8 protein-coding genes are annotated in these 16,022 nt (G+C 61.7%); 7 read left to right on the top strand and 1 reads right to left on the bottom strand.

Annotation, left to right across the window (positions count from 1 at the left end; all coding sequences use genetic code 11):
* Window positions 1-205: 205 nt before the first annotated feature.
* Complete coding sequence (locus EP7_RS20635) at window positions 206-991, bottom strand: hypothetical protein (RefSeq protein WP_463524035.1); 786 nt, start codon at window positions 989-991, stop codon at window positions 206-208.
* An 840-nt stretch (window positions 992-1,831) separates the two neighbouring features.
* Between EP7_RS20635 and EP7_RS20630 the strand changes: the two genes are divergently transcribed.
* From EP7_RS20630 to EP7_RS20600, 7 genes are all read left to right on the top strand, one after another.
* Window positions 1,832-2,179 carry a hypothetical protein gene (locus tag EP7_RS20630; RefSeq protein WP_463524034.1) on the top strand — a complete coding sequence of 116 codons (348 nt, stop codon included), beginning with the start codon at window positions 1,832-1,834 and terminating at the stop codon, window positions 2,177-2,179.
* Complete coding sequence (locus EP7_RS20625; protein WP_463524033.1) at window positions 2,176-4,443, top strand: DUF1549 and DUF1553 domain-containing protein; 2,268 nt, start codon at window positions 2,176-2,178, stop codon at window positions 4,441-4,443. The genes EP7_RS20630 and EP7_RS20625 overlap by 4 nt, the downstream gene beginning before the upstream one ends.
* Before the next feature lie 14 nt (window positions 4,444-4,457).
* Window positions 4,458-5,789, top strand: coding sequence for a DUF1501 domain-containing protein (locus EP7_RS20620; RefSeq protein ID WP_463524032.1), 1,332 nt, complete (start codon window positions 4,458-4,460; stop codon window positions 5,787-5,789).
* Between the two features lie 530 nt (window positions 5,790-6,319).
* The gene (locus EP7_RS20615; RefSeq protein ID WP_463524031.1) at window positions 6,320-8,614 is read left to right on the top strand and encodes a DUF1549 and DUF1553 domain-containing protein; all 2,295 of its coding nucleotides are present in this window, start codon (window positions 6,320-6,322) and stop codon (window positions 8,612-8,614) included.
* 4 nt (window positions 8,615-8,618) lie between these two features.
* The gene (locus EP7_RS20610) at window positions 8,619-10,874 is read left to right on the top strand and encodes a serine protease (protein ID WP_463524030.1); all 2,256 of its coding nucleotides are present in this window, start codon (window positions 8,619-8,621) and stop codon (window positions 10,872-10,874) included.
* Complete coding sequence (locus tag EP7_RS20605) at window positions 10,871-13,717, top strand: c-type cytochrome domain-containing protein (protein ID WP_463524029.1); 2,847 nt, start codon at window positions 10,871-10,873, stop codon at window positions 13,715-13,717. The genes EP7_RS20610 and EP7_RS20605 overlap by 4 nt, the downstream gene beginning before the upstream one ends.
* A 124-nt stretch (window positions 13,718-13,841) precedes the next feature.
* Window positions 13,842-15,197, top strand: a complete 1,356-nt coding sequence (locus EP7_RS20600) for a DUF1501 domain-containing protein (RefSeq protein WP_463524028.1) — start codon at window positions 13,842-13,844, stop codon at window positions 15,195-15,197.
* Window positions 15,198-16,022: the final 825 nt, after the last annotated feature.

Below are 16,022 nucleotides of genomic sequence, written 5' to 3'. Positions count from 1 at the left end.
TTCTCCCGGCCTCTACGATCTCCGCGCTCTCGGTGCAAACGGCCTGAGTTGCCCACGCGGCTTTTTCGTGAGCCCTCGTGCGACTCTCTCGGAAAGTGAGTCGAAGGGAATTGGATTGAAAGCTCAGGTGGTCGAGCTCGACGTGTCGCTCTGCGGGAGGATCAAAAATCCGGGCGAAGTTGATGTCTTTCGCTTCCACGCTCGGTCAGGCCAGCGCGTGGTGATCGAAGGGTGGGCAGAACGGCTCGACTCGAAGCTCCGCGCGGTGCTGGAACTGGACGACGAGCGAGGCCTTCGCCTGGGTTCGAGCCGAGGATACGAGGGACTCGATCCCCTGATCGACTTCCTCGCGCCTGCCGACGGCCAATACGTGGTCCACGTGTCTGATCTCACGAATACGGGAAGTCCCGAACACGTCTATCGGGTCGATATCGACACAGGCCCGCGCGTGGATTCCGCGTGGCCGAACGTCGTCGAGCGGGGCAGAACGACGCGTGTGACCCTGTTCGGACGCAATCTGGGACGAGCCGGTAGTGCCGGATCCGATCCGTCTCAGTTCGATCAGGTCGAGGTCGACGTGACCCCGCCGGCGCCCGGAGCATCGCCCCTGACGCGAACGTTTGAGCGTCCGTCGCGATTCTCGGTCGATGAATTCCCTGTCGATTTTCCGGGCGCGCCCGCGCCGGTTTTGGTGGGAATCACCGACGTTCCCGTCCTTCTCGACACCGAGAAGAACCATAAGCCCACGAAGGCCCAGCAGATCTCCTGGCCGAGCGAGGTTTGCGGGCGGCTCGAAGCCGGTGATGAGAAAGACTGGTATCTCATTCACGCCGATCGGGGCGAGGTCGTCTGGTTGGAACTCTTTGGCGAACGTATTGGCGCCCCAGTCGATCTGGACCTGTCCGTGCTCGACGCCCGTACCGAACGCGAGCTCCTCCACCTGACCGATACCCTGGTCGATCCGGAAGCAGGCGTGATCAAGACCGGCCACTCCGATCCCTCCGGACGCTGGGTCGCGCCGGCGACAGGCGATTACTGGATCTTGGTGCGAAACCTGATCGGAGGCACGCGTCGGGACCCCCGCCGGCTCTACCGGCTGAGCGTCCGACGCGAGGAGGCCGACTTCCAGCTCCTGGCTGCTCCCGGGGGCGACCAGGGCTCCGTCGGGTGGAGCGTGCCCCGAGGAGGTCGGGCGATGATCGAACTCGTCGCCACACGTAATCGAGGCTTGTCGCGGCCTATTCGAGTGACGGCTTCCGGACTCCCCGATGGCTTCGACTGTCCGGACGTCTGGCTGGGGCCGGGCGTGACTCGCGTTCCTTTGATTGTCTCTTCGAGCCTCGATGCGAGCCGGGAACCGAGAGCATTCACGCTGACCGGCCGTGCCGACCTGGGCGGGGTCGAGGTCGTGCATCAGGCGCGTGGGGCGACCGTAGTTTCAACCGGTCCGCCGACCGCTTCCACACGCCTGACCGGCCGTATCGTGGCTGCGACCGGGCCCGAGGCCCTCGGCCTGGTCTCTGCGACGCCGAGCCGGACGTCCGTTTCCCAGGGAACAGTCATGGACGTCCTGGTCCAGTTGGATGTCTCCCCTGGATGGAAGTTGGGCACGGTCGCATTAACCGGAGTCGGCATCCCCGCAGACCCAGTCGATCGGATCTTCCGCGATTCCGCTGATCCCTCCAAGATTTGGGTTAGCCTTCGTGTCCCTGAGCGGCTTTCGCCGGGCCCCTACACGTTCGCGGTCCGGGCTGATTTGGAGGTGACCGCTCCCTCCGAAATGCCGGGAACGAAGCCGAGTACTCAGGCAATCATCGCTTATTCGGATTCCGTGACGGTCGAGGTGGGGCCCGGGGCCATCGATCTTCGAGTCGACCCTAAGACCCCCAAGACGATCAAGCGTGGGGAGACAGTTCAGATCCACTACCGGGCACTCCGGCGGAACGGTTTCATCGGCAAGATTCATACAGAGCTGTACGCGCCAGAAGGTGCGACCGGTTTGCGGGCGATGGGCGTCACGTTCGTCGGCCAGACCGAGAGCGGCGTCCTTCAGGTTGTCGCCTCGGACGACGCCCCGCTCGGCCGGCAGTCGACGCTGCGGCTCGAGGCGGTCGGTACCCTCGAGGACGAACCGATCCACCACGTCGGATGCTTCATCGACATGGAGATCATCCGATGAACGACCCGGATCGAAGGGCCATTTCGAGAACGTACCTGACACAGGGCGCGGCGGGATGGCTCGTCGTCTTCTCGGCGTTGCTCGGACTGCCGGCTTGGCAAGCTCTTGGTGGTGAACCCTCGATCGGCCTGCGAGTCGCATTCACCACCGACGTGAGCCCGTTACTCACGAAGTTTGGTTGCAACAGCGGCGGGTGTCATGGCAAGGACACCGGCCAGAATGGCTTCAAGCTCTCGCTGCTCGGTTACGAGCCCGCTGAAGATTATGAGGCGATGGTCCTCGAGGCGCGCGGACGGCGGATCTTCCCCGCGTCGCCCGAGGGGAGCCTGATACTTCTCAAGGCAACCGGGATCGTCCCCCACGGCGGCGGGCGACTCATCACACCGGATTCGGAGGACTATGGCGTCCTACGTCGCTGGGTCGAACAGGGAGCACCACCCCCTCGTCACGACGATCCTGTCGTCCAGCGTGTCGAAATCGAACCTGGCGACTCCGTATTGTCGAGGAATGTCCGCGTGTCTCTGCGGGTGCGGGCGTCGCTCTCCGACGGCTCGACCCGTGACGTGACCCGTCTGGCGCTGTTTGAGTCGAACGAGCCCGATGTGGCAGAGGTAAGCGCCTCGGGAGAGATCCAGACGAAGGATCGTGGCGGCCTCTTCGCCGTGATGGTTCGTTACGGCGACCAGTTCGGCGTGTTCCATGGAACCGTGCCATATCACACCCCGAAATCGTTTGCCTCGACGTCCGAGGCAGAGCAGGGCGGGACGTGGGTTGACCGGCTCTTGCGACAGCAGTGGCGGCGCCTGGGCATTGAGCCGTCGCCGCCTGCCGATGACGCGACTTTCCTCCGTCGCGCAAGCCTGGACATCTGCGGCACGATTCCGACGCCCGAGGAAGTTCGCACCTACCTTGTCGATGCCCGCCCCGACAAGCGAGCCAGATTGATCGATCGCCTCCTTGAACGACCCGAGTACGCCAGCCTGTTCGGCCTTAAGTGGGCTGACATCCTTAAGAATCGAGGCGGCGGTTATTCTACCAGTCAACAGCGAGCCGGCACGACCCTCTTTGCTGCCTGGATTCGCGAGGCGGTAGGGTCGAACATGCCCTATGACCGCTTCGCCTCCGAGATCCTCACGGCCGTCGGCAGCCAGGAGAATAACCCTCCGACGGTCTGGTATCGATCGGTGCGTACATCGCAGGATTATGTCGAATCGATCTCCCAGGCCTTCCTCGGCGTCCGCGTGCAGTGTGCTCAGTGTCACCACCATCCCGCCGAGCGCTGGAGTCAAGACGACTACTACGGTCTGGCTGCGGTCTTCGCCCGCGTTGGGCGCAAGGGAGGGTTTGCCGACGCGGAGGTCCCCACCAATCAAACGATCTTCGTGGCGTCGGAGGGTCGGGTTAAGAATCCCCGCACGAAGCGAACGATGACCCCCCGCCCGCTGGGCGGGCCGGAGTTCTCAGTAGGTCCGTACGACGATCCTCGTGCGAGCCTGGCGCACTGGATGACCGACCCGGGAAATCCCTTCTTCGCCCGCACGATGGCCAACCGGATCTGGGGCCACTTCTTCGGCCGGGGACTGATCCACCCGATCGATGATGCCAGAAGCACGAATCCGCCGAGTCACCCCGAGCTGCTCGACACTCTGGCCCGCGATTTTGCCCGGAGCGGCTACGACATCAAGCACCTGATCCGAGTCTGCTGCAACTCCGAAGCCTATGCCTCGAGCGCGGAGCCGAACGGGACCAATGGGGAAGACCATCAGACGTTCGCCCGTTTTTATCCCAAACGCCTCCAGGCCGAGGTGCTCCTGGATGCGTTCAGTGACGCCCTCGGTGTCGCCACCGAGTTCGCGGGCAGCCCGGGCAAGTTCCCGGCGGGGACTCGAGCACTCGACCTGCCCGACGAGACGGTACCAAGCACATTCCTCGACGTATTCGGCCGCCCTGCTCGCTCTTCGGCGTGCGAATGCGAACGTGTCGACGAGGCGTCACTCGGTCAGGCACTCGCGCTGATCGGCTCGCCGATCCTGGAACAAAAACTGAAGGCCAAGGACGGGCTGCCAACTCGCATGGCGAACGACGTTCGTCTTGTCGCGGAGGTCGTCGATGACCTGTTCGTTCGTGTCCTAGGCCGACCGGCGCGTCCCGGCGAGGTCGTGAAGGCTCGGCGGTTCCTTGAGTCCGGGGCGGATCGCCGCGACGCGTTCGAGTCGCTGGTCTGGTCGCTGCTGGTTTCCGCCGAGTTTCTGTTCAATCATTGAATCGAGGAGGGGCCATGCCGAACCCCGGCGGAATCCACCCTTTGAATCGTGCGGTCAGCCGGCGCCGGCTGCTCCAATTCGGCGTTCCGGCGTTCGGGATGGGCCTTGCCGACGTCCTTAGAGCACGGGCGGTCGCACGGACGAACATCCCGTCATCGTCCGCGCGTAAGCGGTCGCTGATCGTCTTCTGGACACACGGTGGCTTAAGTCAGCAAGATACCTACGATATGAAGCCGGACGCCCCGGCACAGTTTCGCGGGCCGTATCGACCGATCCCGACCACTGCCCCCGGAGTTTTCGTCACGGAGCGGTTCCCCCGCCAGGCGCAGGTCATGGACCGCCTCTCCCTGGTCCGGTCTGTCCAGCATGGCAACGCGATCCACGCCCCCTCCGCGCACTGGATGCAGACCGGCTATTTCGGTCCGACCCTGGCACGCAACGCGCCCCAGAAGCCTTCGTTCGGCTCGGTGATCGCCCGTGCCGCCGGGCCCCGATCGCCAGAGATGCCCGCGTATGTGACGATCCCTAAATCGGAAGCCTTCGGCTATCAGGGTTCCCTCTATCTGGGGGCGGCGAGCCAGCCATTTGAGGTCGGGGCCGACCCTAACTCGGCCGATTTTCGGGTCGCCAATCTTGCACTTCCTGATGGTCTTACGCTCGACGCGGTACGGTCTCGGTCCGCCGCACTTCGGGAGTTCGACTCCCTTAGACGCGACATCGACACCAGCGGCGTCCTGAAAGGTCTTGATGCCTTCAAAACGCAGGCACTTGAGATGGTCACCGGCGACCATGTCCGTCGAGCATTCGACATCCGGGAGGAAGATCCGCGCCTGCGCGATCGCTACGGCCGCCACCTCTACGGCCAAGGTGCCCTGCTGGCCCGCCGCCTGATCGAAGCGGGGAGTACGTGCGTTACTGTGAACACGGGCTACTGGGACCATCACACCGACATCGAGAAGAACCTCGAAGAGCACCTGACTCCCCTCGACCAAGCCATCGCCACCCTCGTGGAAGACCTCGATCAGCGCGGAATGCTCGACGACGTTCTGATCCTCTGCGCCGGCGAATTCGGACGCACGCCAATCATCAACGGCAATGCAGGACGCGATCACTGGGCCAACTGTTTCACGGTCGTCCTCGGCGGCGGTGGCCTGAACGGCGGGCGAATCGTCGGCGCCAGCGAGTCGCGTGGGGGAGACGTGAGGGAGCGACCGGTGAGCCCGCAGGACGTACTGGCCACGATCTATCGATCCCTCGACATCCCGCTCGACCTCCACTTCCCCGACGCCTCGGGACGGCCAGTCTCTATCGTCGGGGCGGGTAAACCGATCGAGGAACTCTTCTGATCAAGGTGGACGAGGAATCGGCGAATTTCGTCTCTGACGGGATTGATTCGCCACGGTCGGTTCTGGGTAGACATGGAGGGCCATCCCGTAGACCCCCGATCCGTGAAGCGAGGACCTCAACTCGTTTTGTTGCGGAAGCAAAAGAGTGAACGGGCTCTGCATCCGCAGGCTTATCGAGCCCACCTACAGCTGGTGGCTAGACGAGGCAGGTGTCTCGATCAGTAAACGCCGGAGAGATCGAGCTCACACCTGAGCTTCTCGGATGTTAAACTTATTCTGCACAAACGCCGAGGAAATCGGTCATTCTTTTTTCGATCGAGCCATCCCTCCCTTAGAAGATTCGGTGTCCTTCCTGCGGACTTGCCTGACTGCCCCTTCCTACTACGTTGGCGTACCGATCCAAACGAAGCCTGATGCCGAGGATTCAGAATGTGGATCTCTCGATTGGTTGTCCGCTCGCGCGAGTCGACCTTCAGGTCGCGCTTCACTAGACGGCCCCCTGACGCCAACTTTTTGTGAGAGATAAGCTTATGTCGTGTCTGGGGGATAGGGCGGCGGAAATGCGTGCTCTCTACCAGGGAAAGAGCGGGCCAATGAGACGGAATTGCCTAAGAACCGTTTGCCTGAAGCTCGCCTTCGTCGCCGCCCTGGCGTTGCATGTAACCCCCGGATTCGCGGGCGAGACAGCCCGAAGGCTCAGCTTCGTTGATGATGTGATGCCCATACTGACCAAGGCCTCGTGCAATGCGGGGGGCTGCCACGCAAAGGCGGGAAACGGGCAGAATGGGTTTCGACTGTCGTTGCTCGGCTTTGAACCCCTGGAGGACTACGAGCATATTGTGAAGGAGGGGCACGGCCGGAGGGTGTTTCCGGCGGCTCCGGATCAGAGCTTGCTGCTCTTGAAGGCCGCGAACGTCGTCCCTCACGGCGGCGGCAAGAGACTCGATCCAAGTTCGGAGTCCTACCAACAGTTGGCCCGCTGGATCAGCGAAGGCATGGCCTACGGCGAAAAGAGCGACCCATCACTCAAGTCGATCGAGGTGCAGCCGAAGCGGAACGTGATGGCGATTCACGGGAAACAGCAGCTCAAGGTGCTAGCCCACTATTCGGACGGCCATGCTCGGGATGTCACCCGAATGGCGCTCTACGAGCCCAATGACAAGGGGATGGCAGAGTCGGACGAGGATGGCCTCGTCAAGATTCTCGACGTGCCCGGCAACGTGGCCGTGATGGTGCGCTACCAAGGAATGGTGTCCGTCTACATCGCCTCCATTCCGCTGGGCGTGGCCGTCACGCAAATGCCCGCCGAGAAGAACTTTGTCGATGCGCTCGTCTTTTCCAACCTGAAGCAGGTGGGCGTTCCACCGTCCCCAGTCAGCGAGGATGCCACGTTTCTCCGTCGCGTCTCGCTGGATATCGCTGGCCGCTTACCTACGGTGGAAGAAACGACTGCATTCCTCTCGAGCACGGAGTCGGACAAGCGCGACCGGCTGATTGAGTCGCTGCTGAGCAGCCCGGACTATGCGGACTACTTCGCCAACAAGTGGACCGCGCTCCTTCGGAACAAGCGAGATGACACCAGCGACATCACGGCAAACTTCGCCTTCCACTCCTGGGTGCGCGACGGTCTCTTGGCGAACAAGCCTTATGACCAGATGGTGCGTGAGCTACTGGCTGCGACCGGGACGATCGCGGATAACCCGGCCGTGGCCTGGTACAAGCGGGTCCTAGAGCCTCAACAGCAGCTCGAAGACGTGGCGCAGCTCTTCCTCGGCGTGCGAATGCAATGCGCACAATGCCACCATCATCCATTCGAGCGATGGAGCCAGAATGACTACTACAGTCTCGGGGCATTCTTCAGCCGAGTCGGACGGAAGCCGACCTCAACTCGTGGCGAGGACGTGATCTTTCACAAGCGCGGCATGGCCCAGTTGGAGAACAAGAAGACGAAGATCCCGGTCAAACCCGCAGTACTGGGAGGGCAGGCTCTGGCGATCGGCCAGGACGAGGATCCGCGTCTGAAACTGGCCGATTGGATGAGCGACAAGTCGAATCCTTTCTTCGCGAAGTCGTTGGTGAATCGCTACTGGAAGCACTTCTTCAAGCGGGGCCTCGTCGAGCCCGAGGACGACATCCGAGAAACGAACCCGGCGACGAATCCCGAGCTTTTGGATGCCTTGGCCAACCACTTCGTCGCCAGCGGCTACGACCTGAAGGCCGTGGTCCGCGTGATCACCCAATCGCAGACGTACCAGTTGAGCGCGATGCCCAACGCATCCAATGGCATCGATCGACAGAACTTCTCGCACTACTATCCCAAGCGACTGCAAGCCGAGGTGCTGCTGGATGCGCTCGACCGGCTCACCGGCTCAGTCACCGACTTCGCCGATCTGCCTCCCGGCACGCGCGCGATCTCGCTTCCCGACAACAGCTACAACCGAAGTTCGCCATTCTTGCAGGTCTTCGGCAGGCCCGAGGGGGCGAGCGTTTGCGAGTGCGAGCGGGTCCAGTCGCCGAGTCTGGCGCAGAGCCTGCATCTGATGAACGCGGCCGATGTGAAGTCGAAACTCAACACGCCCGGCGGACGCGCGGACCTCTTGTCGAAATCGAACAAGCCGGAGTCCGAGAAGGTGCGAGAACTCTACCTGGCCGCCTATTCGCGCGAGCCGCGTGCTGAGGAGATCAAGGTGGCCGAGGCGTATCTCGCCAAGGTGCGGGTCGACTCGCAAGGCAATCCGATCGAGCCCGAAAGGGCCAAACGCGATGCCTATGAAGACCTGCTCTGGGCGATTATCAACACCAAAGAGTACCTCTACAATCACTAATATCATGCGCAAAAAAACACTCATTCGTTTCGCTGCCGGCATGATGGGACTCTGCCTCCGCGTCGTGGCGCTCTCCCAGGAGGTTTGCCTCCCCGCGCCTCGTCTGCTCACGATCATGCCGATGGGGGGGAGGGCTGGTTCCAGCTTCGAGGTCTCGATCACGGGCGAGAGTATCGACGGGGCGGACGATCTGCGATTCTCCCATCCCGCTATCACCTCGAGACGGAAGGTTACCGAGGCGGGGACCGCGGATGCCAACGTGTTTGTCGTCACTATCGCCGCCGACATCCCCCTGGGCGTGTACGACGCCCGAGTGGTGTCGCGGTTGGGCGTCTCGTCCTCTCGGGCCTTCTCGGTGAGTGGATTGCCGGAGGTAACCCGAGTGAAGCCGAATTCCTCGCTCGAAACTGCTCTGGGGCTCGAGTCGAATTCGATCTGCAATGCGGTGATGAGCCCGAAAAGCGTGGATTTCTATTCCTTCCAGGCTGCGAAAGGCCGGCGCTACGTGGTGGAATGCGCCGCGCTCGGGATCGACTCGAAGCTGAAGCCGGTGTTGATCATCGCCGATTCCAAGGGGCGCGACCTGCTGGCCGATCGCCGCAGTGGCCTCCTGGATTTCACGGCCCCGGACGAGGGCCGGTATCTCGTCAAGGTCCACGGCCTGACGTTTCAAGGTGGTCCCGCGCACTTCTATCGGCTGGCCATTCTCGAAAAACCCGGCACCGGTCCCGCGCCGCGACAGCCCTCGACGTCGACCGTGAGTTCGTTCTCCTGGGTCCCGGATGTGGTGTCAAACCTCTCTAAGGTCGCGGAGACGGAACCCAACAATCAGCACGCCCAGTCGCAGAAGATCGCGCTTCCCTGCGAGATCGAGGGCAAGTTCTTCCCGGCCGCGGACGTCGACACGTTCGAGTTCGCGGCGAAGAAGGGTGAGGTGTGGTGGGTGGAAGTCGCGTCGGAGCGTCTCGGATTGCCCACGGATCCTTTCGTCCTCGTGCAGCGGGTGACGCCTGACGGTTCGGGCGAGAAGCTCGACGACGTGGCGGAATTCAACGATATCCCCAGCCCGATCAAGCCATCGAGCAACGGGTATTCGTACGATGGACCGGTCTACGACGCCGGGTCCGCGGACTCTCTCGGGAAGCTTGAGATCAAAGAAGACGGGGTGTATCGCCTCCAGTTGCGTGACCTGTTCGGCGGCACACGCAGCGAAGCTCGCCACGTCTACCGGCTGATCATCCGCAAGCCGGCGCCCGATTTCGCACTGGCCGCGTGGGCTCTTCATATGAACCTGAGGAACGGTGATCGCAACGCAGTCTCGAAACCGATCGCGCTCCGCGCGGGGTCGACGATGGCCCTTGAGGTTGTGGTCGTACGTCGAGATGGGTTCGACGGCGAGATCGAGCTTGGTATGTCCGATCTCCCCGAAGGTGTGTCCGCCTGCGGCTTGAAGATCCCGGCCGGCAAGTCCGTGGGGACGTTGCTGATCAGTGCCGATGATGATGCCCCTCGTTCGTTAGGCGCCGCGAAAATTTTTGGCCTCGCTCAGGTCGACGGGAAAACGGTGACGCGACCCGGCCGTCTCGCTTCGATGGTCTGGCCGGTGTATGACGCGAGTCAGGAGATTCCGAACCCGCGCCTGGTCGCCGATGTGCCGGTCTCGGTCTGTCGGTCGGAGGGCGCGCCCGTCACAATCGCACCGGCCGAGAACAAGGTCTGGGAGGCCAAGGTGGGGGATAAGCTCACGATCCCTCTCAAGGTCACTTGGAGGAGCGATTTCACGGGCACGTCGATCAAGCTGAGCCCCTTGGGAGCAGACTTCCCAAGCGTCGGCGCGATCGACATTCCGCTCAAGGCCGCCGGCTCGGAGGTCGTAATTGACCTGACGTCTTCGACGATGCCGCCCGGAGAGTATGCGCTCGTCTTGTACGGCAGTGCCGTGGCCAAATACCGCTACAATCCCGAGGCCGTGAGGCTGGCCGAAGAGGAGCAGAAGAAGGCTGAGCTAGAAGCAATCGCCATTGCCGAGGCCGCCAAGAAGCTCGCTGACGAGGCGCAGGTTGCTCCACCCAACAAGAAGTTGGAAGCCGAGAATCTCGCGATCGCTGCTGTCGGAAAGCGGAAGTCGGCCGAAGTTGCCAAGGTCGAGGCCGCCAAGCGTATGAAGGCCGCGACCGATGCGGCCGCGCCCAAGGACATCGTCGATATCGTGGTGGCGAAACCCATTCGAATTCTTGTCACGCCCAAGGATCAGAAATGAGTGCGCCCCCTCGGCAACGCCCCATTCGCCCGTTCTCCGTCGGCGCCATCGTTGGCGTCTGTTTGTGCTTGGTCAATCCCTTCGCGACCGGCTCGGAAATCGACTTCTATCGCGATGTCTATCCGGTTCTGAAGTCCAACTGCATCGCCTGTCATAACAAAACGATCACCAAGGCGGCTCTGAATATGGAGACGCCGGAGACGATGCGCAAAGGGGGCGACTCGGGTGAAGGGGTGATCCCTGGCAACGGGGCGGAGAGCCTGATATTTCAGGCTGCGGCGCACACCGGGGACGTCGAGATGCCGCCGAAGGGAAACAAGAGCGGCGCCTCGAAGCTCACGCCCAAAGAACTCGAGTTGCTCAAGGCATGGATTGACCAGGGTGCAAAGAGCTCGCTCAATCAGGCGAGGCAAGTTGTCTGGCAACCCTTGCCGCCGGGCGTTAATCCGATTTATAGCGTGGCGATGAGCCGGGACGGCCGGCTCGCCGCCTGCGGCCGGGCGAATCAGGTCTTCATTTACGATCTGGCGACTCGGCAATTGGTGACCCGACTTGCGGATGATTCGCTCAGCAAGCCGGGGTCTCCTCAAATTACGGGAGTCGCCCATCGAGCGATAGTGCAGTCGCTCGCGTTAAGTCCCGACGGTCTGAGGCTCGCCTCGGGAAGTTTCCGCGAGGTGAAAATCTGGCGGCGGGAAAACTCGATCGTCACAACCCGAAAGGGCGACCCGGCACTTGGCGCTGTTCTCTCCGTGCTTTCTGCAAACGGCACTCAGGTCGTTAGTGCCGACATGCAAGGGATCCTTCATGTGCTCGATGCTGCAAACGGGATGTCGCTCAAAACAATCCCGACGGGGAGCCAGGGTAGGATCACGCTGCTGAGACTCTCGCCAGATGCCTCGATGGCCGCAGTCTACAGAACCGACGGGTCGCTTAGCCTCTGGGATCTCGTGGCGGGTGATCGCATTGCTAGTAAAGAGGGACTTGCCGGCGTTCGTAGCCTGGCGTGGACACGCGATGGCAAAGCGATCGCCACGGGGGGACAGGACAAGATCGCGCGTATCTGGTCCTGGCCTGCCGGGGAGAAGTCGGGGCTAGTCGTCTCGAAGGAACTCGAGGGTGCGACCGGAGTCATCACGGCGATCGAAACCGGATCCGCATTGCTCCTCGCCGCGAGTACGGATGGCAAGGTGCATTTGTGGAACACTTCCGAGGTTAAGCCGGCTCGCCGTGAGCTGGCGATCGACGGTGTCGTGACTCTCGGGCTGTCTGGCGACGACAAGCGATTCGCCGCGGGCCGTGCCGACGGAACTCTGCAGGTCTGGGAGCTTTCGGCGGGGAAGCCCATCATCGAGCTGAGCGGCGACGTGGATACCAACGCGCAAATGGCCGCACTGGACAGGGTCGTTGCGGCGGAGGGGCTCGAGATGGCGTTTCAGAAACAAGAAGTGGCACGCATCGAGACCCAGAACAAGGCGTTGGAAGAACTGCTCAAGAAGGCGAACGAGACCATCGCAACTGTACGAAAGGACCTGGTCGAAAAGCAGAACGAGCTAAAGCAGACGAGCGAAGCTAGGGAGGCGGCGCAGAATCTTGTTGCCACGGTCACGGACCAGATTGCGAAGTCTCCTGGCGGGAAGCCCGATGCCGCACTCGAGAAGTCTCTGACTGACTCCCGGATGAAGCTCATGGCCGCAACCTTGGCAGAGAGCACGTCGTTGGCATCATTCAAGTCCCGAAAGATCCACCTCAAGGATGCGGAAATCGAAGCCCAGAATTACTCGGCGGCCCAAGCTCGGAACAAGAGTGCTGTCGACGCGGTCAACGCTGCCCTGACGAAAGCAAACGCCTCGAAGGACAAGGCGTCGGCGGATTCGGCCTTGACCAGGAAAGCTGCGCTGTCCAGGAAGGTTCAGCCGCTGGCCGTGCGTTTCTCCTCGGATACAGAGACCGTCGCCGCCGCATACAGTGACGGATCGCTCCGGATCTGGGCCGTTGCATCTGGCTTGCCGATTCAGCACTTGGCAAGCAGCGGTATGACTGCGGCTGTTTCCCTCGAATCATGCGCCAATGGTGCGATCACGACCTCCACTGCGGATGGTTTGACAAGCCGCGTCAGTACCCCATCCCGCTGGATCCTGGAGCGTACGATCGGCGGTGAGACCGCAGCGTCGCCGTTTGTTGATCGCGTGAACGCATTGCGGTTCAGCCCCGACGGAAAGACGCTCGCAGCAGGCGGGGGGGAGCCGACGCGTTCCGGTGACATCAGTCTCTGGGATCTCGAGAATGGCACGTTGATCAACGAGTGGAAGGAACGTCATTCCGATGCGGTGCTCAGCCTCGACTTTTCTCCCGACGGTAAACTACTCGCCTCCGGTGCAGCGGACAAAATCGCACGAGTGACGGACATAGCAAGCGGCAAACTCATGAATACGCTCGAAGGGCACACACATCATGTCCTTGGGGTGTCGTTCCGCGCGGACGGGAGAGTGCTCGCCACCTCTGGCGCGGACACCGTCGTGGTCATGTGGGACATGATTTCGGGGGAGCGTAAGAGGAAGGTCGAAGGCTGGAGTAAGGAAGTGACATCGGTCCAGTTCATCGGAGCGACCAATCAGATCCTCACGTCGTCCGGGGACAACCTGGTCCGCATCGTGGACGAAGGCGGAGCACAGATTCGGGCCATGCCCAATCTCCCCGACTTCATGCAATCGGCGGCCAGTTCGGCAACTGCGAACATCATCATCGGTGGCGGCGAGGACAGCCTGCTTCGAGTATGGAATGGGACGACGGGGCAAGAACTGGCCGTATTCGGTGCCGAGTCGCCCCCGAAATCTCCGTGAGTACCGTCGAACACCGGGGTCCGTTGGTTTCTCGAACTCTTACCGGCGTAAACCTATGTCAACATCATCTACCCGATCTCGACCCAACGCCCCTTGCCCTGGTCCTTTCGGTCGTCGCGGCTTCATGCGTCTGGGACTGACGGGCTTCGCAAGCCTGAGTTGGCCGGGCCTGATGCAACTACGCGCGGCGAACCCACTACCATCTAGCACTGAAAAGTCAGCGGTGATCATGGTCTGGCTGCCGGGCGGTTGTTCGCACCTTGATAGCTACGACCCCAAGCCTGATATCGGCAGTGAGTACCGTGGACCGTTCAAGACGATCGACACGAAGGTTCCCGGCTTGCAGTTCACGGAGCTCTTACCGCTTCACGCGCAGATCGCGGACAAGTTCACAATCCTGCGCTCGATGAGCCACAGGGGTCCGGGCCACCCGGCTGGATCCATGCAAATGCTCTCGGGTGACATCGATGAACGTGACAAAACGAAGCCAAAGCTCCCGGACTGGATGTCAGTCGCCAATTACCTGCGTTCGAAGGGTCAGGAACGCACCAACCCCCTCCCCAGGTACGTAGGGGTGAACCCCCCATTGGAATACAATGGGCCTGCCTATCTCGGCGATGCGTACTCACCTTTCTCGGTGCTGGACGACCCCAATCGAGAGAATTTCGAGGTACCCAACATCGGCCTCGCCAATCCTGCCGAGGCGATCCGGTTGGGCGATCGCGTGGCCCTTCGTCAGAGCATCGATAATCTGGAGCGGAGCTTCGACCGCGAGGGTGAACTCGGTGCGCTAGATCAGTTTGAAACGCAAGCAATGACACTTTTGACCAATCCGCAGACTCGGAAGGCGTTCGACCTGAGCGAGGAGGATCCGCGCATCCGCGACCGATACGGGCGAAATCGGTGGGGGCAGCAACTCCTTCTGGCCCGCCGGCTCGTTGAAGCCGGCGCAGAGATCATCACCAGTAGCCTGAGCGGACCCCTCTGCGGCAGGGTCAACAACTGGGACGATCACGCGGTGAATCATCACGTCTTCGATGCCATGCGATTCCGCGCCGCGGCCTACGATCAGGCCGTGACGGCGCTCATCGAGGATGTCTACGCGCGTGGCCTGGACAAGCGAGTTCTCGTTGTTGTCACCGGCGAGTTCGGCCGCACTCCAAAGATCGAATACGACCGCAGCACTGGCGCCGGCGACGCGAGCGCCACGGCGGGCACCGTACAGCCAGGCCGTGACCACTGGCCGCGTGCTTTCTCCAACCTCTGGGCCGGCGGCGGCATACCCACCGGACGCGTCATCGGCGCCACCGACAAGCGGGGTGAGGACGTAATCGAGCGCGTCTGCAGCCCCGGCGACTTCCTGGCGACAATCTATCACCACCTGGGTATTGACGGCTCGAAAGTCCTGATCAATGACTTCAATGGACGCCCCACACCGATTGTGGATCACGGTAAACCAATTGCTGAACTGATCGGATGAGTTTGAGGTTTTGGATTTTCCCACGAACATCGCACGCGGATATGAGCATGCTAATTCCGCGAGGAGGGCATCGATGGCGAGGTCTCGATTCCTTGGCCGAAGCTTTTCTCTGGTCCCATAATGACCCTGGAAGGAGTGCCCAGAAGCCCAAAAATGGCACTCCATGTGATACTCAAGATCGCGAATGATTCTCAGCCAATCGCTAGGCCGAGGCCATTCCCCACCCTTTCAGGAGTGGCGAAGACCTGATCTTCTCTCACACGTTCTGGGCTTCAACTCCGCCACTCTCTCGGGATGGCGGAGCGCCTTCCTCAACAATCACGGCCCTGACATGAAGAGTCGCCCGTTCGACCATTGCGACGAGTTGGTGGCCCGACTCCAGTCCAAGATCGGCCAACTCACACTGGGCATCGAACCGCTGGGTTAATAATGACCTGATTCTGAAAGGTTGGCCGGAGGATTGCTGATCACGAGGCGCTCTGCTGACCCGCGGAGGTCTCCCGACGATGAAGGTGCCGGCGTGGCGCTGCTTGGTGATGGTGAGCAACCCTTCCCTGCGTCTCCGCTTCGCCTCGATGCATCCGGGATTAACGAAGTCCTCAAGGACCGCGTCACCGTCAAGCCGCTGACGCTCATCTTAAATGTTATGGAAATGGTATAATATACTGTTCTTTCAGGCGAGACACCAGGCGTGCCCGCCGCTCGGCTGAGGCCATAGAGGCCACCATCTCCATAGTCGCGATGAGTCGTCGGAGACCGGCCTATCAGGAAGAAGAAGGCTGCCCAGTCAGGCGCCACTCATGGAGGCGACCCCTGAAGTCATCC

The sequence above is a fragment of the Isosphaeraceae bacterium EP7 genome (assembly GCA_038400315.1).
Lineage (GTDB): Bacteria > Planctomycetota > Planctomycetia > Isosphaerales > Isosphaeraceae > EP7.
The sequence above is the reverse complement of the archived record's forward strand: the minus strand, read 5'-3'. Positions and strand labels throughout refer to the sequence as shown.